This window comes from Roseiconus nitratireducens (genome assembly GCF_008629675.1).
GTDB lineage: Bacteria > Planctomycetota > Planctomycetia > Pirellulales > Pirellulaceae > Stieleria > Stieleria nitratireducens.
The window spans coordinates 538,824-564,132 of record NZ_VWOX01000004.1; the positions used below are offsets into that span (position 1 = coordinate 538,824).

Consider the following 25,309-nt stretch of genomic DNA (forward strand, 5'->3'; position numbering starts at 1 on the left):
AAAGTCTGTGAAAGGTTCAACGGTGACGCGCGCGACGGCGATTCAGCGGTCGCGGGCAGCCATCAATGTTTGGATTGCTTCGGATCGGTGGACTGAGCCCACGGCAAATTGCAGGCGACCTCGTCGAATCGTTCCTGCGTGAGTGGCTTTTGGACGTATTCCAAAGCACCCCGCTCGCGCGATTGTTTGCCAGCGGTCTCATTGCTGCGGCTGCTAATCATCACGACAGGAATTGACTCGAATCTCGGTTCGTTCTTGATCATCTCGAGCAGCTCCAAGCCACTCATCCGCGGCATGTCGATGTCGCTGAAAACGGTTGCAATGTTCTCTTTGGAAAGAAGCTCCATGGCGGCCTGGCCGTCGTCGGCCTGGTAAATGGTGACCGGATACTTCTCCAGGGAACGAACCACGCGCATCCGAGCGCTTTTGGAATCGTCCACTACCAGAACCTTAGGTTGCTCTTTGGGAGCGGATTGGCCGTTTGCGGAAGTCTGCTCGACGACCTGCTCGATATTCTCCGCCGCAGCCGCAAGTTCTCGCGGATCAAGCAATAACACGACTTCTCCCATGCCCGACAACGTTGCACCGATGCACAGTGGGTGTGCCTTCAACATCGGGGGCATCGGACGCAACACCACCTCTTCGGGGCCCAGCACGCGGTCCACCAGCAGGGCAAATTCCCCGGCCCCCTCGCTGTCGGACGCCGCGCCGGACGCCAACTCGATCATGGTCGGCTGGATCGGGTCGTGCTCGTTGTGACCGTCATTCGGATTCAGGGCCAACAGCTGATTGAGGTCGACCGGCGATCGCGACAGATCGCACTCGCCGGTTCGTCGCACCGATTGCGCCGGCAAGGCGAACAACTGCCCGCCGCAGCGGAACACCATGGCATGTTGGATCATCGACGGTAGCGGCAGGGACAACCGAATCATCGATCCCTGGCCGGTCTCCGATTCGACTTCCACCCATCCGCGCATCCGCTCCAACGTGGATGCGACGACGTCCATCCCGACTCCGCGGCCGGAAATCTGATTGGCGGTCTCGCGCGTCGAGAATCCGGGATGAAAGATCAACCTGGCAAGTTCCGCACGGCTGATCGATTTGTCGCCTTCGATCAGACCACGCTCAATGCCTCGCCGACGGATCGCGTCGTAATCCAAACCGCGTCCATCGTCGTGAACTTCAATGACCAACAGGTCGGGCCCCGAGTGGGCGTGCAATGTCACCACGCCCGCGTCGGGTTTCCCCGCGGCGGTTCGTTCCTCGGGCGTTTCGATCCCGTGACTGACTGAATTACGAACGATGTGCAACAACGGCTCGAAGATCCGCTCCTGCAGGGAACGTTCGATGCCAGTGTTTTCGCCCAACAATTCCACGCGAACCTGCTTGTGCTCCGTTCGCGACGCGTCGCTGATCGCCCGGTGCAATCGTCGGAACAAGCCCGAGACGGGAGTTCGCCGCAGCTGCACCAGTTCCAATCGAAAGTTGCGAATGAACTGGGAAACCGCTTGATTGCCATCGGCTACCGGTTGGTAGCAATCTCGCAAACGCTGAGCCGATTCAAGAACGTCGTTGGCGACTTCGTTCAGGTGAGAAAACGAAACGCCCTCCTCGACCAGCCGTTGATGACGCAAATTCTCGTTCGCCAGCAACGCTTCACCTTCGTGGCTGAGCATCCGAATTCGGGTCACGCTGTGAATCAGCTCGTCGTGAATCCCCTTCAGTTCGGAGATTTCCGTATCGCGTTGGTTGCGCAACATCACCAATTCGCTGAGCATGTCCAGCAAGCGATTGAGCTTCGACGATTTCACGCGAACGGTTTCATCGTCTCCGTGCATCTCGGTGATCGAAACGGCTGCCTGTTTGCGCGGCCGCGAGGCGTACATCGACACCGTGGTCGTGTCATCTCCGGACCGGACAGCTGACGATGGCGATCCGTCAGCACCTGAAGGTTGATCGCCACCGGAGAGCGGTGACGCCGATTCGGGGTCCTCGCCCAGAACCCGCGCCCGAATCAAGTCGACGTGCGGCAACAGCAGTTCCGCGGTGATTTCGCCGCCACACTCATTCGCTTGCCGAATTAGCTCTTCGACGTCATGAATGTAGTCGGCCAAGTGCGACATCCCGACGCTGGCCGAGGCGCCTTTGATCGTGTGCAATTCACGAAGGATCCTCTGCACCGGTCCGTCGTCACTCGGGTTTGATTCCAAGTCCAACAACGCCTGTTCCATCGATTCCAAGCCGCGGGTGGAATCGTCCAGAAAAGCCTCACGGATTTCCGCATCCAGTTCCACCTGGTCGACAGGTGGGGCACTCAGCCCGGCACCGCCGCTGGGACCGTGGTCCGAGTCGGAAACAGCATGCTGCGAGGGCGAACCTCCCGATTCATCCGCAACCGCCGATTGCAGCCCATTGAGCATCGCGGCAATTTCTTCCTGCGACGGCGCGATCACGTCGGTTTCATCTTTGCCGTGGTCTGGACCGGACGACGCGTCGTGCAGATCGTTGTGATCAGAATCGAAGTCGTCGCGGTATTCTTGGGAATCCATCCGGAGATCGATTTCTTCTCGCAGGATCTCAAGATGCTCGTAGTCGATTCCGTCGGAATCGTCGCTGGATACCGACTGACGCACGGTTTCGCAGCTTTCAATCACGAATTGCACCAGTTCCGACACGTCGGGTTGGTCATCGCGAAAGTCCGACAGCGACATCTCGACCGAATCGGCCAATTTGCTCAACATGTCGATCGTTTCCTGAAGACTCTCATCGCTGTCGGCGATGCCCGAATGCGACCATTCGGAAAGCAAATCGATCGCGCCGGAGAACTGACCCATCCGGGCCCGCGTCTCTTGCGGGATGCTGTCGGGCCGATCGCCGTCGCTGTTGGCGCCGGTGTTTGGATCGTGTCCGGGCTCCGCGGCAAGCGGATCGCTGGAATTGGAATCAGCGTTCATCAATGTTCCTCCCCGGCCGCGACCGGCTCAGCCTGCTTTGTGATTTCATGGTTCACATCGGCGGGGACCAGGTTGGCCAGATCCAACAGTCGTTGCCGCTCAGCGGGATCCGCATCCAGGTTCGGATTGGTGCACCCGCGCAGGCGGTGGATGGTGGAATCGAGATTGATGGCGGTTTTGGCCAACGACTTGATCGCCCAGGTGGCGTGGCCGGCCCGTTTGCGATCGTCCTGGTTGGCGCCGGCGATGGATTCGATGCCTCCGGCAAGGCCCTGCACGATCGTCTGCTGCTGGCTGCCGTGTTGGTACAGCTCGCTGACGGCCGACAGACCGGCGGCCGTGATCCGTGACAGCTCCGTCAAGGATTCGCGGATGGATTCCACGACGGCAATGTCGGAGTCGACTTCGTTTTGTTCGCGCATCAGCACCGAAAGCGAGTCGTTTGTCTGCATTTCCAACGACTCGGCGAGCACGCCGATTTCTTTGGCCGAATGAGCGGTTTGCTCGGCCAGCTTGCGGACTTCGTCAGCGACCACGGCAAACCCGCGGCCGTGCTCGCCGGCGCGAATGGATTCGATCGATGCGTTCAAAGCCAGCATCTCAGTCCGAGCCGCGATATCGGTGATCGTCGCCACGATGTTGGTGATCTGACGCGTGGGATCGCCCAGCGAGCGAAGTTTCTTCTTGCTTGCCTCGCTGCAGGTTCGGATTCGGTGGACCGCTTGCACCAATGAATCGGTTTGCGAGATCGCGGTTTCCACCGTTTTCTCTGCGGCTCCAATCTGACTCTGCAAAGCTTCGCAGCGCCCGCTGACCCGATCGATTCCTTCATTCAGGCTTTGCAGCAACGTGATGGTTCGCGTGGTGACGTCGGATTGTTTTGCATTGCCCAACTCGCCGGCAAACCGGCCGATTTCGACGACATCCTTTTCGACTTGGCCCATCAGTTCGTTCAAGGAGCGTCCCAATCCACCGAGGACGCTCTTGAGTTCGGAGAAATCGATGGCGTCGTTGCCGCCGCGTCGCGTCAATCGGCTGAGCATCGCTTGCAGTTCGCGGGCGTTTTGCCGGCTCGTGGCTTCAACGTCGTCGTATCGCTTTGCGGTTTGCATGACGGTCGTCCCGAGCGAATCGAGTTCTTGGATTCCGCATGAAACGATCAGTTGCTGACGTTCCACCAGCATTTTTTGCAATTGCTCGACGCCATCCTTCAGACGCATCGACAACAACCAGGAAGCGACAGCTGCGGCCAGCGCAGCGGCGCCCAGGGCGACGGCCCATTGAAGCCCGTTGGTGAAAGCAGAGGCGGCCATGGCTGCAGCGATGGCCACCACCGCAACCAAACCGTGGCTTGCCAAAAAGGTGACGTTGGATTTCATTTCGCGTGCGACTCCGACGCTGACGTGGTTTCTGTGAGATTGGATGTGAAAAGGCTTTCGGTCCTGGCCCAGTGGCCTTCCAGAATCTGTTGAGCCATCCGCTGCAACCCATTGGCGTCCAAGACGCTGATGACTTTGCCGCGATGGGTCGCCGTCCCGAGCAAGACCGAATCGCTGTTTTCGTTTCGCTGGCCCGCGTCGACGTGCGTTTCCAAGGCGTCGATCGCGACGACTCGGTCGATGGCGATTGACCAACATCCGAATTGGCTCGCGACGACCAACAACTGCCCCGTGGATGGATCGGTCAAGCGGGCCTGATCGCCGACGATGGGGGCCAGAGCGATGACGGGAAGGAATTCGCTGCGGACATTCCCAATGCCCGCCAGGGCACGATGACTTAACGGAACGCGCACCACCGGCGGCATGATCGTCACTTCCCGAACGGCGGTCGCCGGCAGAGAGAACAACGAATCGCCACACTGAAAGACACAGTGTTTGTCACTTAACGTGGCAATTCGAGATTGACTGGTCAGTGTGCTTTGCATCAGTGTCTAAGGGTCGAAAAGGGACAAAGAAGGAATCGAGTCAAATCGATGGGACTATCCGTGCCAGCCGTCGGAAGGGTCGGCGAGACCGGAGTTCTGGATTGGGTTGGGGTCCATGGAATGGACGGACAGGCGTGACAACCGTTGCTTGATCTCGGCAGCAAATTGGTTCAATTCCGCTTCCCATTCATCCAGCATCTCGGCGTTTAACCCGAGTTCTTCGTCGACTTGCGATTCTGTTGGTTCGGTCATCAGGTCGTTGCTACAGAATGGAACCTTGTTTCGATTTCAATGGACGTCAGCGTGATGGAGCCCGCTGGAGACTCGACGCGGTTAGCCCGAAAGGAAACAGGGTTGGTTGGTGTGCTTGCGTGTTTGCGGATCCAGGAGCGTCCGCACCGTTTGCAGCAGCAGACGAGGATCGGCAGGCTTGGATAGATAAGCTCCAAACCGATCGCCGAGTGACGCGAGATGCGGTCCGTCGGAACTGGTCAAGAAGATCACCGGGGTACGCGGGTCCCAACGACGTTGCGTCAGCAAGTGGTGACAGACGGCGTAGCCGTTCAACTCCGGCATGTTGATGTCCAAAACGATCAGCCGCGGCTTGGTGACCAGGGCACGACGGACGGCCTCTCGCCCATCCTCAGCCGACACCACCTGGTAACCCGCGGAAACCAGCACCCGTTCGGTGACGCGCAGCACTGCCCGGCTGTCATCGGCCACCAAAATGGTCGGGCCAGACCGATGACTTCGCGTGCCAGCGGGCAAGCGGCAATCTGCCGACGAATTCGCTAGGGGCATGGATGGACTCCGGCGAACCAACGCGGCGACCCGAGTTGGCGCGAATGTGAAACGGATGTTCGTTCGGTAATGCGGCCGTCTCCCTAACGGAGACCCGTCACTTTGCGTGCACGGCCTCACGGCCGGCTTGCCTTTTCGCGAAACCGGCATCATCGGTTTCACATGGGGTGCGCAGCGACGTTGCCAAAGCTCCACATCGCTCCCCCCGGCGTGGATCATTTCCACCGGAATCCGTCAGCGGCTGCTGAAGAATTCCTTGGTGAAACGTGGGTCACTGGGACGAAGAGTCAAGCGAATCCGCAAAACTTGACAACCAATCAGAGCGTCGCCAGGCCCGCAATCAGACGTTGCACCATTTCATCGCTGTGTGACGCAGACAACGAAACCCTCAGCCGAGCCTGGCCGTCAGGAACCGTTGGCGGGCGGATTGCGGGCACGTACAGCCCCGACCGCCGCAGGCGGGCCGACAGTTCCACCGCACGACCGTCTTGACCGACCGGAATCGGCAAAATCGGTACCACCGCCTCGACGGGGTCGCACTCCAGTCCCAGCGACATCCGCACCCGCTCGGCCAACGTTCGCACACGCTGCCGTCGCTCCGGCTCACGTTCGATGCGATCGAAGGCCTCAATCGCCGACTCGACCGCGGGCAGGGCCAGTGACGTGCTGTAGATCAGCGGCCGGCAATGATTGAGCAGATAATCGATCACCACCCCGGGTCCGGCGACGAATCCGCCCTGGCTGCCAAGCGCTTTGCTGAGAGTGCCGATGCGAACGGCCACGCGATCCTTGACTCCCAGCCACTCACAGGCACCGCTGCCACGGTCGCCCAGGACGCCGGTCGCATGGGCCTCATCGACGATCAGGTTGGCGTCAAATTGGTCGCCGATGTCAGCCAATTCAGCCAGCGGTGCGAGATGGCCGTCCATGCTGAACACCGTGTTGGTCACAATCCAGGCCCGACCGTACTGGCCGCGACAGCGAGCCAAAACCTCCGCCAGCGAGTTCATGTCGCGGTGTGGATAGACGATGCAGTCGGCCCGCGATAATCGGCATCCGTCGATCAGGGATGCGTGATTCAGCTGATCACTCAGGATCAAATCGCCGCTTCGGCCCAGTGCGGCGATCGTCCCCGAACAAGCGGCATAACCGCTCGGAAAGACAACCGCGGCCTCGGTTTCCTCCAAGGCGGCAATGCGATCCGCCAAACATTGGTGTCGCCGCGTCCAGCCGCAAACCAGTGCACTGGCAGTCGCCCCGGCCGACATCCGATCGGGCGAGGATTCTCCCACCACCGCCGCCAGGCCCAGATAATCATTGGAACCAAAATTGACCAGTTCGCTTCCATCTTCCAAAACCAACCGCACGCCCCGCGAGTCGGTGGGCGTCAACTTCCGCAGACGTCCGCAGCGGCGCAAGTCGCTCAGTGATTCGGACAGATCATCCCACATGGGATCGATTCCCAACGTGCGGCCGGAGACACCGATCGGTAGACGGACGGATCAATTGTCCTTGCCCTTCGCCACCATTTTGCCCCAACTATCTCGCAGCGGAACGACACGGTTGAACACCAGTTGTTCGCCGGAATCGCGATCGACAACGTAGTAGCCCAAGCGTTCAAACTGGAACCGGTCGCCCGGCTTCGACTCGGCCAACTCGGGTTCCGCGAAAGCCTCGGTAACGGTCAACGAATCGGGATTCAGGTGATCCAAAAAGGTCTGACCCTCGCCGGCCACTTCCGGGTTCTCGACGGCGAACAAACGGTCGTAATTGCGGACCTCGACTTTGACCGCCTGCTCCGCACTCACCCAGTGGATGGTGCCTTTCACTTTTCGTCCCGATTCGTCTTGCCCGCTTTTTGTTTCCGGGTCGTAGGTGCACAGGATTTCCGTGACGTTCCCGGAAGCGTCTTTGACAACATCGTGACAATCGATGATGTAGCCCGAGCGGAGCCGCACCGCGCCGCCTTTCTTCAATCGGAAGAATTTCCGCGGCGCCTCTTCGCGGAAATCGTCGCTTCCGATCAGCAGTGATCCGCTGAACGGCACCATTCGCGTGCCGGCCGATTCATCCTCGGGATTGTTGGTCGCCTCCACCATTTCGACCTTTCCCTCAGGCCAATTGGTGATGGTCAGCTTGATCGGATCGAACACGACCATTCGTCGTGGGGCGACTCGATTGAGGTGTTCGCGGACGGAGTTCTCCAACCGAATGACGTCGATCGTGCTGTTGAACTTTGCCACGCCCACATCGGTCGCAAAGTTGCGAATCGACTCCGGCGTGTAACCCCGCCGACGCAATCCACTGATGGTCGGCATGCGAGGGTCGTCCCAACCATTGACGTGCTTTTCCTTGACCAACTGCAAGAGTTTTCGTTTGCTCATCACCGTGTAGGTCATGTTCAAACGCGCGAATTCGATTTGACGCGGATGATGGATCCCCAAGGTCCGACAGTACCAATCGTACAGCGGCCGGTGGTTTTCGAATTCCAACGTGCAGATCGAGAACGTGATTCCTTCGATCGAATCGCTTTGGCCGTGTGCCCAGTCGTACATCGGATAGATGCACCATTGATCACCCGTGCGATGATGGTGGGCGTGCATGATGCGGTACATCACGGGATCCCGAAGATTCAAATTCGGCGACGCCATGTCGATCTTTGCGCGCAGCGTCCTCGCACCGGTCGGAAACTCGCCGGCCTTCATCTTTCGCAACAGCTCCAGATTCTCCTCGGGCGTCCGATCCCGGTAGGGGCTGTTGGTCCCCGGCTGCGTCAGGGTCCCGCGGTACTCGCGCGTTTTCTCCGCATCCAGGTCACAGACGTAGGCGTGCCCATCCTGAACCAATTGTTCGGCCCACTGATACAGCTGTTCGAAATAGTCGCTGGCGTAGTGCAGATTGTCCCACTGAAAACCCAGCCAGCGGACATCCTCTTGGATGGATTCGACGTACTCCGTTTCCTCCTTGGACGGATTGGTGTCATCGAAACGAAGGTTGCAGGTCCCGTCGTAGCTTTTCGCCAAGCCGAAATTCAGGCAGATGCTTTTGGCGTGCCCGATGTGCAAGTAACCGTTGGGTTCAGGAGGAAACCGTGTGAACACGCCCGCAGCTTTTCCGGCCGCCAGATCGGCATCGATCGCTTGTTCGATGAAGTTCTTCGTCGCACGCGGGGCTCCTGGCTCGGGATGGGAATCGCGATGGTTGTCGGACATCAGGTTGCCTTGGCGGCTGAATTCTTGGAGAGGGTTACTTGGCGGCCCGACCACGGGACGCATGTTGCACGCGAATGGCCGGAGTGACGACGGAGTCAAATTCGCGTGGCCTGCGAACGGAGCGCAAGCCGGCGAGCTCGGCCACCGTGACCCGGTTGACGCGTGGTATCGGTTGACGCGGGGTGCCGGGAGTTCGTGAAAACGCGGATCAAACTACAAACGCGCCGGAAAATCAACGCCAGCATGACCGGCTGGCGCCCGACCAAGGTTCGCACTGGCCGGTTCCGCACTGGCCGGTGCCGTGCCGGCCAGTTCCGCGCCGCCCGTTGGGGCCGCGAAGCGGTGCCGCCGAAAGCGGGGACCGAATCAGGCTCCGGGGGCGTTCGCTTCGACGCTGCGCACGAAGTTGATTAGGTTCCAAATGTCGTCCTTGTCGTATTCGCCTTCCACAAACGTGGAGGCCGGCATGGGCGATCCTTCGATGCCCTGCGAAATCCGCCGATACAGGTCCTCTGAAGACTCACCGCCTCGGAAGATGCCGTCGGCGAAATTGCGCGGCTTCGCATTCTTCGGCGGCAAGGCCCCGCGGGCCATCAAGGGAATCAGCGCCTCGGTATTCTCTGGTTTCAAACCGGCTCGTTCGGTCCAGTCTTTGGTCCAGTCGTCATAGTCGTTGGTCTGCCCATCGCCGTGCCCTTTCTCCCCGTGGCATTTGCTGCAGGAGGCCACCTTGCCAAGAAACACCTCCTTGCCGCGTGCCACCGATTTGGCGAGCGCTTCGGCCTGCTCGCCCTGGCTCTTGGCGATGAAATCGTCGTGCGACTCCGTCACGGGGATGTCGTTCGGCGGTTCAGGCACTTCCACCACTTCGTCTTCCGCTTCCAGCCACTGGTCGGCGATATCGGCGGTCAAATCTTCGGCAATCTCCATCGACTCGTCGAACAGCTCCAATTTGTCGGCCAAGGCCTCACCCGGGGTATCTTCCGGTTCGCCGGCTTCTTCCCAAGCGGCAATCTGTTGCTCCACTTCCTCGCGACCGCCACCGGCCAAGGATTCACCAAATTCGCGGTTGATGACGCGGTCACCTCCGGCCAGATCCAACTCGAACACCGCGTCATCGATCAACGTGCGTTCGACCTCACCGCGGATCGACAGGTAAATCACGTAGTCAACCAACGCCTGGATTTGCTCCTCCAGCTTTGCCGCTTCTTCGTCGGACATCTCGGCCGGCGCTGCCACGTCAGCCGACTTGTCGGGAAGTTCGCCGGTCCCGATCGACTGCTTTGCCAGTTCGCTGTAGGGCACCATCGTCGTCCCGGCGATCCCGTGGCGGATCGTGCGGGCCAAATCTTCTCGCACCGGCTTGGCGCCACGCTCGGTCGATTTGAACTTGAAGATTCCGGCGCGATAGTCGCGGGGGTAAGGATCCAGCAAGGCCGAATTAACGCCTCGGCCGTTGCCGGTCACCCCGTGGCAACTGGCACAATGCTGCCGGTACAGCCCGCTGTCCGGCCCCGGAGGTCCGGCAGCCTGCTGCAGACGCTCCATCGAAATCAGGCCGGCAAAGTCTTCGTCCTGAAACAGTTCGGGCAGTTTCGGATTGTCCGGCGTCCCAAACATCTGTCCGACGATCCAGCTGGCGTCGCGTGCCGCCTGGTTCATCGGGATGCCTTCCTTCATCTGGTACTTCATCGCGTGCACCAGGTTGGGCTCAAACGTTTCAACTTGCTCGCCGCCCTGGCGACTGCATCCGGCGAGCAACACCATCGCGGTGGCGAAGTAACAAAGTCGATTCATGGTCGATCAGAGGGTAAGAACCGGTGGAAGTTGGACAGTGTCATTCTAACGGATCCCGGCAAACGTCCAGGAGCCCGTTGGCGGGAAGTCGCCCCCGGGATGGCCGCCGCGCCGCTTTGCCGCAGCAGGGATGGAAAGCCCGTGGCCGGTCCGTGGGCCGGATGGGTGTGCCAGCGGCGCAAGCCCAGGACGGCCGCAGACGGATCTCCGCCCGCCGCCCCTAGGAGCGGGAAGCCCGCTCGATGGCCGCAGCGATCCGCTCGGCCACCTTGTCTTTGCCGACAATTGCCAGGGTATCGAACATGCCGAAACCGGCCGCCCGACCGGTCACGGCCACTCGCAGCGCGTGAATGATCTGACCGATTTTGATGCCGGCTGATTCACAATAATTCTTCAACAGTGCCTCCGCGGAAGCCGCATCAAAGGCCGACGCCTGCAGCACCACGTCGCGGAAATCCGACAGCAAGCCGACGGCATCATCCGGCTTGACCACCCGCTTCTCAAACGCCTTCGGGTCGTAATCGATGGCGTCGGTGAAGCAGTACTCAAAGTCGATGATGTCGCCGGCGACTTTCAATCGGTCCCCGGCCGCCTCGACGACCGCCCCCAATGTCGGATCGTCGGCCGAAGACACAAGTTTGGCCCGCACGGCGAACGGCGCAACGGCGGCCAAGCGTTGCTGCACCGGCAAGGCCGCGAAGTAGTCGGCCTGGAAGGCCAGCAACTTTTGCGGGTCGAATGATGCCGGGGACTTGGTAACGCGGTCCAGGGAGAACAATTCGGTCATCTCCGCCACGCTGAATTTTTCCCGCTCACCGTCCAACGACCAGCCGAGCAGCAACAGGTAATTCAGCAGCGCCTCGGGACAGAACCCGATCTCGCGATAGAAATCCACGATGACGGGATTGAAGGTGTCCGCATTGGTGGGCAGGTCACAACGGTCGGCGATCCGCTGGCCGTGTTCCAACAGATCGGCAAACCCTTTGTTCTTCAAATACTTGGAAAGCTTCCGCTTGCTCAGCTTTGCCGTGCCACCGGGCTCGGCGACGTACGGTAGGTGCGCGTACTGGGGCCGATCGTATCCGAGCGATTCCAGGATGAAGATTTGCCGCGGCGTGTTCGGCAGGTGTTCCTCGGCGCGCACCACATGCGTGATCCCAAATTCATGGTCATCGATGACGCTGGCCAAGTGATACAGAGGACTGCCGTCGGTTCGAGCGATCACGTGATCCTGTTCGGTTTCCCACGCGACTCGCACCGTTCCCCGCACCAGATCCTCGATCACGCACTCACCGCTCCGCGGCATCTTCAAACGAATGGTCGCCTGCCGCCCTTCGGACTCATAGGCCTTGGCTTGCTGATCGTCGGCCGCCATCCAACGTCGGTCGTAGAAAAAACGCTCGCCGCGCTTCTCGGCGGCTTCTCGTTCCTCCTTCAATTCCTCTGGCCGGGCGTAATCACGGTAGGCGTGCCCGCTGTCCAACAACTTGGCAACCGCAGCTTTGTGCGATTCCACCCGCTGTGATTGATAGTAGGGGCCATGCGGTCCACCGACTTCGGGGCCTTCGTCCCAGTCGATCCCCAGCCATTTGAAGCCATCCAGAATCGGCTGAATCGCTTCCTGGACGTTGCGTTGTGCGTCGGTATCGTCGATCCGTAGCACAAATTGACCGCCGGTTTGCTTTGCCAACAGCCAATTGAAGAGCGCGGTGCGGACGCCGCCAATGTGAAGGTAGCCGGTCGGGCTGGGTGCAAAACGGGTTCGAATCATGGATGGTCGGATTCAGGCGTTGATGGAGGAAACGTCCCACGATATCAGCGCCGACCGGTTTGACGAAGTCCGCTGCGTTGCGTTCCGGCTGTCGGGACCACTGGCAAAATCGACTTGCCCGGGCAGAAAAGCGGTCGAATGGCGACCGGTCGCTCGGCGGAGGCCGTCTGCACAGAGGCCGTCTGCACGACGACCGCCGCGGTCTCATGCCGCCTGGCCGCTGCGTTTCAGTCGTTTCCGCATCCGTCGCCGTTCCGACTTGCTCATCGAACTCCAATCGATCTGATCAGGATCCAACAGGGAATCGTCTTCGAAGTCATCGTCGTCTCCTCCCCGCGAACTGGCATCGCTGCCGGCGGCGGGTCGCTCCGGTGGCGAATGCCGTTTCCCCGTCTGATCGGAATTCCCAGCGTTACGTTTGGGTTTAGAAGGAGACTTCGAAACGTCCGACTTGGACCGACGAGACAACAACCGGCTGAACAAGCCCTTCTTTGCTGCCGAGTCCGGTTGGCCGGAAGCGTTGGCTTCGTCGGACTGCGAAGACGCCGCTTGCCCAGGCGTCGAACCGGAACCGTCCTGTCCGGAATCGTCCGCTGGCGAGGCCTGCGGACGCAAGCGGAGCGAAAATCGGCGTTTCTTCTCGGCCTTCGCAGCGGGCTGTTCGCGTTTCGGCTTGGCGGCCCCCTCGGACTTTGCAGTGCCGCCATCGGCCGCGTCAGGTTTTGCACGACGCAACCCGAACCAGCGACGGCGGCCACGTTTGGGCTTCTCGCCCGAGTCGGTCTTCCCACGCGTGTCCTTCCCCGGTTCGTCCTGCCCCGGCCCGGCAGCCTCCCGACTTGGGGATGATTCGGTCGACCGTCGTTGCAGACGATCACGCAACGGGGTTCGCCGCGACGGCCCCGTGGATGGTTCGGCGGTCCGTGAATCGTTCTCTTGCGAATCCGAGTCGGCTGCGGCGGCCTCTCGGTCCGGGCGCTCCGACCTTCGCCCGAACGGCAGGGACCACCAGCGGCGTCGCTTGCCAGACTTGTCGGCGGAGTCCTCGGTTTTGCCGCCCCTCGATTTCGAACGTGTTTCAGCGGTGTCGCTCGATTCGTCGTCTGGATCTGTCCAGTCCGCCTCGTCGGCAGCCTCCTCGTCCGATTCCGACTCGGCACCGACCACGCGGAACGTGGCATCGCGATCGCGAATCCCGTCGATCCAAAGTGACAGACGCTCGCGCAGCGGAGGTGCGTCGGCGATGTTGCGAACCTGTCGATACAAGGAACGCAAGTAGGCAATCGTGGCCACCAGCAGACACGTCAATCCCAGCATCGGTGCCGACAAGACCAAAGTGGCTTTCAATACAGAATCCACGGCGATCAGGTTCCACGAAGCGGCTTCGGCAAAGCCCAGCAGTCCCGCCGAGGCGAGCATCGGGATCAGGGCGGTTCGGCAGCGGTAGACCTCGGCGACCAACCGCATCGTCAGGATGATCCCGCCGACGTCGACCAGCAGCCGTAACCAGTTCTCGCCGGACAGCACCGCGCGATCGCCGAACACCCAATCCAGAAAGCCACCCGTCCAGGCGATCAGTCCGACCACCGAATTGATGCTTGCCAAGAGCAGTACGACCAGCGTCAAACGCCACAAACGATAGTGACCGCGGTAGTCATCGCTGCGGTGCCGACGGAGCTGATAGATCAGCAACGCCACCCCGGCGGACGCCAACAGCACCATCGCCAGCCACCAGGTCGCAAAGCTGTCGGGACGATCGATCCGCAAGGGGCGAGCCACCGATGGGCGAAACGCCAGGGCGGGCCAGGTCACCGCCAGGTGATGTCCCAGGCTGAGTAGGGCTCCGATCCCCAACAGGGACGCGGCCACGGCGATCATGCCCGCCGACGAAACGGGAACCAGGGAGAACCAACGACCTCGCAGGGGCTGATGCACTCGTGAACCGAACGGCCTGGCCGGCTGACGCGCCTCGCGCAGTTTTTCGATCTCACGTCGAAGCGCCGGTGTCGACGCGGGAGGAGGGGCCGCCTGCGATTGATACAGCACGCGACGCCGACGGTCTGAACTGCGACGTACCTGCGGCATGTTTAGCGGGGAAAACTCGGGGACCGAACGGTTCGCTAGCAACTTTCAATCGGCCCTCGCCGCGGCACTCCGCGGAACCCAGGCCCTCCGCGGCGACCGTACGAAATCCTTCCCCGCCGGGTCAACCGAAACCGGCGGCGGCGTGGCTCGCGGGCATCGGGCCTTGGCCGACCCACCCGCGGCCCCGCCGGAATGAACTCGCCGGAGTGGACTCGCCAAGCGAACCCTTTCAGCGCCCCAAAGTGTCCCTGTCACAACCGCGACGTTTCCGGCAATCGTCGAAAGCGATGAAGCTTCTGCGAAAGTCGGCTGAGCGGAGACTTTTCGGGCCCAATTGCTACCCCATGACAACCGCCGAAAGGTTTAGAATGCCGTGGCCCACGAGGTCATCAATCCGGAAGACGCCCCGTCCGAAACACCCTGCTAACGATCACGTTAGCCGCCAAGTGCAAGGATCCCGCAGAGATGAGTCAGAGTCTGCTCGACAGCCACGTGCTGATCTTGAACCGGTTTTACATGGCTATCCGAGTCGTCGATGTGCGCCGAACTTTGACGCTGCTCTATCGTCAATGCGCGGAAGTGATTGCCCACGAAGCGGGCCAATTCATCAGCTACGACTTTGACAGCTGGTGCGAGATGAGCCAGTTGAATGCGATGGAAAAGCAACCGGGTGACGACTTCATCCAAGCGGTGGGCTTCGAATTGCAAGTGCCTCGCATCGCAAGGCTGACCCGCTTTGATCGGATGCCGCTGCAGACGGTGCGATTCAACCGCAAGAACCTGTTCGCCCGTGACGCCCACACCTGCCAGTACTGCGGGAAGGACTATCCGACGCACAAGCTGAGTCTGGACCACGTCGTCCCGCGCAGCCAGGGCGGGCCGACGACCTGGGAGAATATTGTCGCGTGTTGCCTTCGCTGTAACAGCCGCAAAGGCGGCCGAACGCCGAAGCAAGCCGGGATGAAGTTGATCACTGTTCCGGCCAAGCCGCGGTTCAATCCGCTGGTGACCCATTCAGTGGACGATCCACGCTACGAATGCTGGAAGACATTTCTGCCCGCAGCGGGCTGAGAGCAGGAGAGTACCCTGTCGCCAGCGGTGGGAAACGGACCGCAACCAAAAAAGCCTTGCCGGACATTGGACCGGCAAGGCTTTTTCGATGTCTGAAGACAGTGGCGCGCGGCGGAGCCGCGAGCGACGACGCCCGCCAGCGGGAATCAATCGTCCGCCAAGGGCTCTTTCTTTTCCGTGATGACTTCACACTCTTCCGACTTGGTGGCGTTCAGCTCCAAGTAGCTCTTCCACTCTTCGGGCAAGTTGTCTTCATGAAAGATCGCCTCGACCGGGCACTCGGGCACACACGCCTCGCAGTCGATGCACTCTTCGGGGTGGATGTAGACCATCTGCTCTCCCTCGTAGAAACATTCGACGGGGCAGACGACAACACAGTCGGTGTATTTGCAGCCCGAGCAGGGTTCGGCGACAACGTGAGTCATTATTCAAAAACCTTTCATGACAGGAACTTCTGCAGACGTAGCAATTAAACCAGTATATCGGCCGAACAAGCAAGCGGCTGCACCCCAAGGGGGCCGTAAGATCGAATTCCTGGCGGCGTCGGGCCCCTCGCCGCGGCTTCGCCGAAGTCCTTTGGTGCGGTGGCAAGCGGGGGTTTTTCGCGTTCCCTCTCTGGGCACCGGCGATGCGATTCGTCATCCTGCCACCGCCCCAGGCCGGCGTTTTGCCGGCCGCCGCCCCCTCTTTTACCGGCGCCGCCCCCGTGTCCGACAATCTCGCGTCCGACGATTCCGTGTCCGAATCGAATCTCCCACAACTCCGTCTCAAGCCGGGCCGTCAGTTTCCGTTTCTCTCGCGGCACCCCTGGGTCCACGCCCACGCGCTGGTCACCGACGGGGCGGAGTTGCAGATTGGCCAAGCCGTCGACCTGGTCGACATGGACGGAAACTTCCTGGCGCGGGGATTGGTCAATCCGAACAGCCGATTGCGCGTCCGCCTGTATAGCTACGACAGCCGGACCGAAATCGGGGAAGCCCTGTGGAAAGAGCGGATCGATGCCGCGATCGCCCGCCGACGACTGACGGGCACCTTTGATCCCCAAGGCGCCGAACGCCTCGTTTTCAGCGAATCGGACCTGATCAGCGGACTGATCGTGGACCGCTACGCCGACTCGCTGGGCGTGCAATTCACCGCCGGTGCCCTGATGAATTGGCGGCAAGCGATTCTGGAACACCTGCGGCATTCCTGCGACGCCCGTCAAATTGTCGTGCGCGTCGACGAAAAGACCGCCAAGTACGAGGGCGTTGAACCGGAGTCGGGGACCTTGGAGATCGACACCGCCCCGGACAGTGAACCGGTTGCTTATCGTCAAAACGACCTGGATCTAACGGTCGACTTGGTTGGCGGCCAGAAGACCGGCGGTTACCTGGACCAGCGTGCCAATCACGCCGCCGCTGCGGGTTATCTGGTTGGACGACGCGTCTTGGATGTGTGCTGCTACACGGGAGGTTTCGGGTTGGTCGCCGCGAAGCGTGGTGCCAGCGAGATCGTGGGAATCGATTCGAGTGCGCCGGCGATCGCTGCCGCACAGGCATCGGCCCAGCGAAACGGCTTGTCCGACCGAATGCGATTTGAGCAGGGCGATTGTTTCGATCTGCTCAAACGAATGAAGGGGGAGGGTCAGACCTTTGACGCCGTCGTCTTGGATCCGCCCCGCTTCGCCGGCTCGCGTCATCAGGTCGATCAGGCGCTTCGGGCTTACCGCCGACTGAACCGCTCCGCCGTCGAGCTCCTCCCCGTCGGGGGGATCCTGGTAACGTGCAGCTGCAGCGGACGCGTCTCGCGAAGCGACTTCCTGAACATGTTGGTGGAGGTTGGACGGCGTTGCGAACGCGACATCATTGTGTTGGAAAACCGAGGCCCCTCTCCAGACCACCCCCTTGCGGTCGGGTGCCCCGAAAGTGATTACTTGAAGTGCGTGATTGCCCAGGTCATGTGATGACCATGGGGTATATTGCATCAGCGGCGTATACTACGAACACCTGACGAACGGAAGCGAGGCCTAGGTGCGGCAACTGCAGCGCGTTGCGTTGTGCCCGCCTACCGACCGGCACGCCCGGAAGAATCCGGCAGACGACACGTATCGGAGCAGATATAGTAATGCCTCACGATTTCTCTTCTGTTCGACCTTCTCAAAAGCGGAGTCTGCCCATGTCGGGCGTGACGTTGAAAGTTCTTCACGGGGCGGACCGTGGCAAGGTCTTTGCGAACCTCACTCCACCGTTCACCGTCGGCCGCGAAGAAATCAATGACATTCAGCTGAACGACGAAAGGGTCAGCCGTTGCCATTTCAAAATCCAACGTGACAACGATCGCTTGGTGCTGACCGATCTCGACAGCACCAACGGAACCAAAGTGAACGGAGTCGAGTACCCGCTGAAGATTCTCCGCAGCGGTGACCTGATTTCGGTCGGCCGAAGTCTGATGCTGGTCGGATCAGAAGAAGAGATTGCCGCGCGGCTCAAGGCGCTCAACCCTGACAACCCGACGATGGCTCGCGAGATGTCCTCCTCGGAAAGCTCCGTCGCGGTCGAATTGAGCCAAGAGAAGTCGCCGTTCCAAATGGAGATGGCCAGCGGCCGGGAAGTCCCGCAAATCCCAGACAACTTGAGCCCCGGTCAGAAAGCGCAGTTGTGCGAGATCTTGGATTACCTGCAACACCGGCTGTGCAAGCTGGTTGAAACCGCGACGATCGAAGATGCCAGCCAGACGGTGACATTGAAACTGTCCGCGTGGCAACGGCTGCTGGGTGTTCAAACGCGGCTGAGTCAAATGCATCGCCAGATTGCGGATCCCGATTGGGACGGTAACGTCGAAGACTGAGCCCTCGCGATTCCCCGCGCTCGTGCGTTTTCCGAAACGCGTCGTCTGCAGCGTGACCCGTCGCCTCGCGGCGAGTGCGACATTGATTCTCAGCATTTCTCTCATTTCGCTTCAGCTTGATCTTGTTCAGGCCCGCGGATGAAATTGCTGGTGCACCCGTTTCAATCGTGAGTGTTCCACGTGGGTGTAGATCTGGGTCGTTTGGATACTGGCGTGACCAAGCATCTCCTGCACCTGCCGCAGATCCGCTCCACCGGCCAACAGGTGCGTGGCAAAACTGTGCCGCAGCGAGTGGGGGCTGATCTGATGGTCGACGCCCGCGCGGCGCGCGTACTGCTTGACCAACCGCCACAACTGGATGCGGTCCAATGACCGTCCGCTGCGGGAAAGGAACAACGCTTCGGGCCGATTCGGGTTCTTTGCGGCCAGGATCCCGCGAAGTTCGTCGACGTAGCGTTCAATCGCTTCGATCGCGCGGCCGCCGATGGGAACCATCCGCTGCTTGCCGCCCTTCCCGGTGCACTTGAGGAACTTCTGTTCCAACGAAAGATCGGCCAGCCGAAGCGAACAAACTTCGCTGGCGCGACACCCGGTCGCGTACAAGACCTCCAGGAGAGCAACGTCCCGCTGCCAAAACGCGTCCGTCTTGCGCGGGGCGGCCAGAAAGTCCTCGACCTGACGTCGAGAGAGTACGCCGGGGACGCGCTGCCAAAGTTTCTGCGCCGACAGCAATTCGGCCGGGTTTTCTGTGACCAGGCCTTCCAGTTGCAGGTACTTGAAAAACGTGCGGACGGCAACGACGCTCCGCGAAACCGAGGCGGGGGCCAATTGCTGCTCGTTCAGAAACCCCATGAATTCGGTCAGGTCACCGACCCGGACCGCATCCAGCCGGCGGCGTCCCAGCCAATCCAGAAAACGCTGAAGATCCCGCCCGTAGGCGGCCAGAGTGTTGGCCGCCAAGTGGCATTCGCCCCGCAGGTAGTCCAAAAAGTCGTTTCGGATCGAATCGACCGACTGCGTCGACTTTTCGGGCGGCCCCGCCTGTTGCATCAGTTGCAGTTTCGTACGACGCTTTGCCAACGTTTGCTCGATTCGGTCTGCTAAAGGTGGGGTGGTCAACGCCAAGTGCGACTTAGAATCTTTCGGCGTTTGACCGTCAGTCAGTTTCCCGTCTTCCTCAGCTTTGATTGCCTCAATGAATATTTTGGTCGTTGGTGGTGCCGGTTACATCGGTTCTCATACCGTGCGAATGTTGCTTGATGCCGGCCACCAGGTGGTCGTCTATGACAACCTGTCACGGGGACACCGTGCCGCGGTGCCGGAGGGTCTGTTGGTCGAGGGAGAATTGGCCGACCGCGAGAAGTTGGTGAGCGTCTTTCGCGAAAAGAAGATCGACGCGGTGATGCATTTTGCTGCCTTCGCCCTGGTCAACGAATCCGTCAACGACCCCTCACTGTATTACCGAAACAATGTGGTCGCCGCCGTCGAATTGCTCGATGCAATGCGGGAAGCCGGCGTGGATCGAATCGTGTTCAGCAGCACCACTGCAACTTACGGCGAACCGGACACGATCCCGATCGCGGAAACCACGCCACAGCAGCCGATCAATCCCTACGGATTCACCAAGTTGGTTTTTGAGCAGGCCTTGGCGGACTATTCGGCCGCCTACGGCATCGGCTACGCCGCACTCCGCTACTTCAACGCAGCCGGTGCCCACCCGGACGGATCGATCGGCGAGGATCACGACCCGGAATCGCATTTGATCCCGATCGTGTTGCAGGTCGCCCTGGGCCAACGCGAGTTCATCACGATCTACGGAGACGACTACCCGACGCCCGACGGAACCTGCATCCGCGATTACGTTCACGTTCAAGACCTGGCTTCGGCCCACCTGGCGGCCCTGGAGCGATTGGAACCGGGCAAGGGGCTTTGCGTGAACCTGGGAACCGGACGCGGGACCAGCGTGCGGGAAATCGTCAGAGCCTGCCGCGAGGTCAGCGGGCACCCGATCCCCGAAGTCATTGGGGAACGTCGGGCCGGTGACCCACCCGAACTGGTCGCCGATGCCAGCCTGGCCGAAAAGCTGCTCGGTTGGAAAACGCGTTACAACGATGTGAACGAAATCGTCGCGACCGCCTGGAAGTGGCATCAATCCCACCCGAACGGTTATTCAGACGCTTGAATTAGAATAATTTGGGCTCACCGCCCTGCTGCCAGGCGTTCCACAGCCAGTGCACCACCCCGGCGATTCTCCGCGGAGTGGTTTCGGCATTGCCGGAGCCGTCTCCGGCAACGCCGAATCATCGATGGCCCGACTACTCCTGCCGGTACTCCTGCCAGCTCGCCCAGACTTTTCGTCATGAATCTGCTCCGCATTACCCTGTTGCTGATCGGCTTCGGCGTCATCTCGCCGATCAATGCCCGTGCCGCCGAATTGGACCGTCGTCAACGAACGGTGCTTTCGACTATCAACTCCAGCATCGGGAAAGCGGCGCAGTCCTACTTCCAGGGCGACTATCAGGCATCGGGCCAGGAACTGCGCAAGGCGATGACGCGCATCCAGATGGGCATCAAGGCCAACGGGCCTGAGTTCTACGACGCCCTTCCGCCGCTGATGCAGAAACTTTCCCTGGTCCACATGAAGCTGGAACTGGAGGGTGTCGCGCTGCCGCCGTTGCGTTATCCCGAGCGGCCCGCCGGCGATTCGGCGATGACGGAATCCGCCCCCGGGGACAACACCCCCACGACCAATGGCGAATCCCTGGTCAGTTTCACCCAAGACGTCGCCCCGATCCTGACAAGCAAGTGCGGACGGTGTCACGTCCAGGGCAGCCGCGGAGGATTCAATGCGGCCAGCTACGCGGCCTTGATGAAAGGGCCCCCGGAAGGCGTCGTCGTCTTCGCCGGGGATGCCACCGGCAGCCGGCTGGTCGAAACGATTGAAAGCGGGGACATGCCACGTGGCGGCGGCACGGTGTCGCCGACAGAACTGCAAACGCTGAAAAGCTGGATCGTCCAGGGCGCGAAGTTCGACGGCCAGGATCCTTCGGCCCCGATCACCGCCGGCGCCCCGGCGACGAATGCTTCGCCAACCCCCGCCCCCATGATCACCCAATCCCGCGGCGACGAAACGGTCAGCTTTGTTTCCGACGTGGCTCCGCTGCTGGTCGAAAACTGCAGCGGCTGCCACATCGACGCCATGCAGGTCCGTGGCGGATTGCAGATGGACACCTTCACGCGGCTGATGCGCGGCGGCGACAGCGGAGCAATCGTCACCCCGGGACGCGGCGAGGCCAGTTTGCTGGTCAAGAAACTGCGCGGCACCGCTGCCGACGGAGAACGGATGCCTGCCGGTGGACGGCCCGCTCTCAGCGAAGACGAAATCAAATTGATCTCCACCTGGATCGACGAGGGAGCCAGCATCGACGGCGACGCAACGCGGCCGTTGACGGTGCTCAGCCGACTTGCCTGGGCGGAAAAAGCGTCCACCGAAGAACTCTCGACCAAACGAGCCGAATTGGCTGAATCTCATCTGCAACTCGCTAACACTCAAGGCCAACCGAGCGCGACGACGACCGACCATTTTCGCGTCACGGGCACCGGGTCCGAAGCCACCTTGGAACTGGTGGGTCGGTTGGCCGAGGAACAGTTGCAGTTCGCGACTTCGGTTGCTCGAGAACGGCCCAACGATCAACCGCAGGATTACTTCCGTGGCCGGGCGACCATCGTCGTGCTGCCACGCCGCTACGACTACAGCGAGTTCGCCAAGATGGTCGAACAACGCAGCCTTCCCTCCGACTGGACCTCGCACTGGCAGTTCGACGGCATTGACGCCTACGTCGCGATGGTCGCAACCGAGCAGGACGATCCGGAAACGCTGCGGTCACGGTTGCTGGCCCCGGTCGTCAGCCTGGCAGTGGCAACCCACGGCACCGACGTTCCCCGTTGGTTTGCCGAAGGCATCGGCGAAGCCATCGCGATGCAGCAAAACGCCAAGAGCCCGGCGGAGCAGGACCAAATGCGGACCCTGTTGCTGGAGGCGGCGTCGACAGTAAAAGATGCCAAGGCATTCCTTGACAACCGGCTGACTCCCGCCCAAGCGGACTCTTTCGGCGCCGGCGTCGCCATGTCCATGCTCAGCCGGAACCGTCGCAAAGCATTGGAATCTTGCCTGCGTGCCCTGGCCGACGGAAAACCTTTTGAGGCCGCCTTCGCCGAAGGCTTCGGGATGCCGCCGGAGGCGTACATCAACCAGTTCCTGCAGTACACCCGCTAGGCGGACGGCGCCACTTTGAATCAAAAACACCGTGATTTGCGGTGCAATGAGCGGCAAGGCGCCAGCCGCCGTTTGAGGCGCAGCTAACGCCACGCGGCTCACCCAAACTGGCGCTGTCCCGCCAGGCACTTCTTTGAAAACGAGTAGCTACGCTCGCCAGAGCGTGGCGTACCGGCGTCTGGCGACGGCAGCAACGGGATCACCGCAGCTTGCCCCTCGCTGCCCCCATTTTCGATGCACGCCATGTGCCCGGCTCCGACGCGGCGAATCATTTGGGCGCGAACCCGACGTCTCGACAATGGTCCGTATTCATTTTGGCGAGATGGCGATCGGAACGACCGACATCGGCGTAGAAAGTGGTGCACCCGCTTGAAACTTGGGCCCGGAGCGCCAAACTCTCCCCAGCCACCCCCTCCCATCCTTTTCCTATCCTTTCAACCGGAATCATCCATGATCGTGGTGATGGAGCAAAATGCGACCGAAGACCAGGTGAAATCGATCGCGTCTCGAATTGAAGCAATGGGCCTGAAAGCGACCGTGATCGTCGGCACCGAACGGACCGTGATTGCGGCGATCGGCGAGAAGCGTGGCACGTTCAAGGATTCGATCGAAAGCTGTCCGGGGGTCTCCGAGGTCACGCCAATTTCGGCGCCCTACAAGATGGCCAGCCGCGAGGTGCGGCCTGAGCCCAGCCTGATCCGGGTTCGCGATTTCGCCGCCGGAGCGGGACAGGTCGGGTATGTCGCGGGCCCCTGCAGCGTCGAAAGCGAAGAACAGTTGATGAGTTCCGCGCGGGCGGTCAAGGCGGCCGGCGCAACGGGGTTGCGGGGCGGAGCGTTCAAGCCACGCACCAGTCCGTACAGCTTCCAGGGGATGAAGGAAGACGGCCTGAAACTGTTGTCGGCGGCCCGGGACGAAACGGGGCTGGCGGTTTTCACCGAGGTGATGGCCACCGAGGACGTCGATCTGGTCGCCCGCTACGCCGACGTTTTGCAGGTCGGAGCCCGCAACATGCAAAACTACCGGCTGCTCGAAGCGGTCGGAAAAAGCGGCAAGCCGGTGCTGCTGAAACGTGGCGCGTCGGCGACGATGGACGAGTTCTTGCTGGCGGCCGAATACATCCTGAACGAAGGCAACGACCAGGTGATGCTGTGTGAACGTGGCATTCGCACGTTCGAGTCACACACGCGTTTCACCCTGCCGCTGGCCAGCGTCCCCTACCTGCATCGCCGGACGCACCTGCCGGTGATCATCGACCCCTCCCACGGCACCGGCCACACCTACATGGTTCACGATCTGGCCGTCGCCGCCGTTGCCGCCGGAGCCGACGGGTTGATCATCGAAGTCCACCCCGACCCCAGCAACGCGATGAGCGATGGGTACCAGTCGCAGACATTCGAGGCGTTTGCCGAAACGATGAAACGTTGCCGGAAAGTCCAAGCCGCGCTTGCCGAGGAGTGAACCGATGACGCTGACGCCAGAAGAAGCCGCGGCGCAGGGGGCGTCGATCCGGGCGGCCGGCGATCGGACCTTGCAACAGTACCACAACTGGATGCAGACCAATGCAGCGTCGCACTTGATGCGAACGGCCCGCGAGGTCGGCATCACCGAACGCTTGCGAGAACGGCAACACACCCTGGACGAGCTGTGCCAGTCGCTTTCATTGGACCCTGACACGACCGCCCTGCTGCTGGACGCCTTGGTGGCGATCGGCTACGTCGAACAGTACCGAGAAGATTTCACGCTCGCCCGCGCCGGCCATCTGCTGTGTCAGTACGACGACGACCTGGGCGACCAGAAGTGGAACACGCTGGCACAGCGGCTCCGCAAGGTGTCCGGTGCCTCTGAGGATGATGAAGACGGCGCTATCGATGTTGAAGCGTATCGAGACCACCTGGCCGCAACCCAGTGGATCCATTCTTCGGCCGCGGTCCAAGCCGCGGAAATCCTGAACATTGGCGGCCAGGACGCCCCCGCCGGTCTGCGGATCCTGGACCTCGGCTGTGGTTCGGGTGTGTGGAGCTGCGCGATGGCGCACCAGGACGCCGAATCCACGGTGGTCGCGATCGATCAGGCGGGCCCCCTGCAAGCAGCCCGCACCACCGCCGATTCGATCGGGCTGGGCGACCGCTTCCAAACCATCGAAAGTGATCCGCGGTTGGCCACGCTGACCGAACAGGCGTTTGACCTGGTGATCATCGCACAGCAGCTGTCCGTGTGGGGCGACGAACAGGCGCTGGCCCTCCTTCGCAAAGCCGCCGGGGCGGTCAAGCCGGGTGGACGACTGGTGGCCCCCGACCTGTACGCAGGCCCCAGCCGGGCGGGACTGGATGAGGCCGCCGGCGCCCTGACCATTCACCTGCAGACCCCTGGCGGACGGGTCCGCGATCTTCGAGAAGCCCAGCAAATGTTCCAGCAGGCAGGCTTGCAATCCATCCAGTTCACTTTCCTGGCGGCCAGCCAGGAAGGACTGGGAATGGTCGTGGCCGAAAGATAGTCCGACTTTTTCGCAATCGTGGATTGACGAACCGCAGCCGCGATTTCTACCATGCTGGGCCAAAATAAACTCGTCAACACCTCCAGACAGACGTT

The 25,309-nt window shown here is 61.1% G+C and carries 19 protein-coding genes and 1 riboswitch; of the genes, 7 read left to right on the top strand and 12 right to left on the bottom strand.

What is annotated here, in order from left to right; genetic code table 11:
• Positions 1 to 62 precede the first annotated feature (62 nt).
• The 10 genes from FYK55_RS09845 to FYK55_RS28965 form a co-directional block, all read right to left on the bottom strand.
• Positions 63 to 2,954 carry a hybrid sensor histidine kinase/response regulator gene (locus FYK55_RS09845; RefSeq protein WP_150076215.1) on the bottom strand — a complete coding sequence of 964 codons (2,892 nt, stop codon included), beginning with the start codon at positions 2,952 to 2,954 and terminating at the stop codon, positions 63 to 65.
• Complete coding sequence (locus FYK55_RS09850; RefSeq protein WP_150076216.1) at positions 2,954 to 4,333, bottom strand: methyl-accepting chemotaxis protein; 1,380 nt, start codon at positions 4,331 to 4,333, stop codon at positions 2,954 to 2,956. The genes FYK55_RS09845 and FYK55_RS09850 overlap by 1 nt, the downstream gene beginning before the upstream one ends.
• A complete protein-coding gene (locus tag FYK55_RS09855; RefSeq protein WP_150076217.1) occupies positions 4,330 to 4,878 on the bottom strand; it encodes a chemotaxis protein CheW in 549 nt (182 codons plus the stop codon). The genes FYK55_RS09850 and FYK55_RS09855 overlap by 4 nt, the downstream gene beginning before the upstream one ends.
• 54 nt (positions 4,879 to 4,932) lie before the next feature.
• Positions 4,933 to 5,130 (bottom strand): hypothetical protein, encoded by a 198-nt coding sequence (locus FYK55_RS09860; protein WP_150076218.1) that lies wholly within the window; start codon positions 5,128 to 5,130, stop codon positions 4,933 to 4,935.
• 81 nt (positions 5,131 to 5,211) lie between these two features.
• Positions 5,212 to 5,601: a response regulator gene (locus FYK55_RS09865; RefSeq protein WP_161604404.1), complete on the bottom strand. Its 390-nt coding sequence runs from the start codon at positions 5,599 to 5,601 to the stop codon at positions 5,212 to 5,214.
• 140 nt (positions 5,602 to 5,741) lie between these two features.
• Positions 5,742 to 5,821, bottom strand: a riboswitch (cyclic di-GMP riboswitch).
• Between the two features lie 175 nt (positions 5,822 to 5,996).
• Entirely contained in the window at positions 5,997 to 7,130 is a 1,134-nt protein-coding gene (locus FYK55_RS09870) for an aminotransferase class I/II-fold pyridoxal phosphate-dependent enzyme (protein WP_201743665.1), read from the bottom strand.
• A 51-nt stretch (positions 7,131 to 7,181) separates the two neighbouring features.
• The gene (locus tag FYK55_RS09875; protein ID WP_150076221.1) at positions 7,182 to 8,891 is read right to left on the bottom strand and encodes a glutamine--tRNA ligase/YqeY domain fusion protein; all 1,710 of its coding nucleotides are present in this window, start codon (positions 8,889 to 8,891) and stop codon (positions 7,182 to 7,184) included.
• Between the two features lie 366 nt (positions 8,892 to 9,257).
• The gene (locus tag FYK55_RS09880) at positions 9,258 to 10,688 is read right to left on the bottom strand and encodes a c-type cytochrome (protein ID WP_235908560.1); all 1,431 of its coding nucleotides are present in this window, start codon (positions 10,686 to 10,688) and stop codon (positions 9,258 to 9,260) included.
• Positions 10,689 to 10,908: 220 nt separating this feature from the next.
• Positions 10,909 to 12,459 carry a glutamate--tRNA ligase gene (gene gltX, locus FYK55_RS09885; protein WP_150076222.1) on the bottom strand — a complete coding sequence of 517 codons (1,551 nt, stop codon included), beginning with the start codon at positions 12,457 to 12,459 and terminating at the stop codon, positions 10,909 to 10,911.
• 204 nt (positions 12,460 to 12,663) lie between these two features.
• The gene (locus FYK55_RS28965; protein ID WP_161604405.1) at positions 12,664 to 14,586 is read right to left on the bottom strand and encodes a hypothetical protein; all 1,923 of its coding nucleotides are present in this window, start codon (positions 14,584 to 14,586) and stop codon (positions 12,664 to 12,666) included.
• A gap of 423 nt (positions 14,587 to 15,009) precedes the next feature.
• Between FYK55_RS28965 and FYK55_RS09895 the strand changes: the two genes are divergently transcribed.
• Positions 15,010 to 15,615 (top strand): HNH endonuclease, encoded by a 606-nt coding sequence (locus tag FYK55_RS09895; RefSeq protein ID WP_150076223.1) that lies wholly within the window; start codon positions 15,010 to 15,012, stop codon positions 15,613 to 15,615.
• A gap of 146 nt (positions 15,616 to 15,761) precedes the next feature.
• Here FYK55_RS09895 and FYK55_RS09900 read toward each other — a convergent pair whose 3' ends face one another.
• Complete coding sequence (locus FYK55_RS09900) at positions 15,762 to 16,040, bottom strand: ferredoxin family protein (RefSeq protein ID WP_150076224.1); 279 nt, start codon at positions 16,038 to 16,040, stop codon at positions 15,762 to 15,764.
• Positions 16,041 to 16,243: 203 nt separating this feature from the next.
• On the opposite strand from FYK55_RS09900, the gene FYK55_RS09905 reads away from it, so the two are divergent.
• Both FYK55_RS09905 and FYK55_RS09910 read left to right on the top strand, forming a co-directional pair.
• Positions 16,244 to 17,557: a class I SAM-dependent rRNA methyltransferase gene (locus tag FYK55_RS09905; RefSeq protein WP_150076225.1), complete on the top strand. Its 1,314-nt coding sequence runs from the start codon at positions 16,244 to 16,246 to the stop codon at positions 17,555 to 17,557.
• A gap of 212 nt (positions 17,558 to 17,769) precedes the next feature.
• The gene (locus tag FYK55_RS09910; RefSeq protein WP_150076226.1) at positions 17,770 to 18,441 is read left to right on the top strand and encodes an FHA domain-containing protein; all 672 of its coding nucleotides are present in this window, start codon (positions 17,770 to 17,772) and stop codon (positions 18,439 to 18,441) included.
• A 126-nt stretch (positions 18,442 to 18,567) separates the two neighbouring features.
• Here the strand turns inward: FYK55_RS09910 and xerD are convergent, their stop codons facing one another.
• Positions 18,568 to 19,521 (bottom strand): site-specific tyrosine recombinase XerD, encoded by a 954-nt coding sequence (gene xerD, locus FYK55_RS09915; RefSeq protein ID WP_150076227.1) that lies wholly within the window; start codon positions 19,519 to 19,521, stop codon positions 18,568 to 18,570.
• A 115-nt stretch (positions 19,522 to 19,636) separates the two neighbouring features.
• Between xerD and galE the strand changes: the two genes are divergently transcribed.
• The 4 genes from galE to FYK55_RS09935 all read left to right on the top strand — a co-directional run bounded on the left by galE (position 19,637) and on the right by FYK55_RS09935 (position 25,214).
• Positions 19,637 to 20,623, top strand: coding sequence for a UDP-glucose 4-epimerase GalE (gene galE, locus FYK55_RS09920; RefSeq protein WP_150076228.1), 987 nt, complete (start codon positions 19,637 to 19,639; stop codon positions 20,621 to 20,623).
• Between the two features lie 177 nt (positions 20,624 to 20,800).
• Positions 20,801 to 22,717: a c-type cytochrome domain-containing protein gene (locus tag FYK55_RS09925; protein WP_150076229.1), complete on the top strand. Its 1,917-nt coding sequence runs from the start codon at positions 20,801 to 20,803 to the stop codon at positions 22,715 to 22,717.
• A gap of 450 nt (positions 22,718 to 23,167) precedes the next feature.
• Complete coding sequence (gene aroF / locus FYK55_RS09930) at positions 23,168 to 24,178, top strand: 3-deoxy-7-phosphoheptulonate synthase (protein ID WP_150076230.1); 1,011 nt, start codon at positions 23,168 to 23,170, stop codon at positions 24,176 to 24,178.
• Positions 24,179 to 24,182: 4 nt separating this feature from the next.
• Entirely contained in the window at positions 24,183 to 25,214 is a 1,032-nt protein-coding gene (locus FYK55_RS09935) for a class I SAM-dependent methyltransferase (RefSeq protein ID WP_150076231.1), read from the top strand.
• Positions 25,215 to 25,309 lie beyond the last annotated feature (95 nt).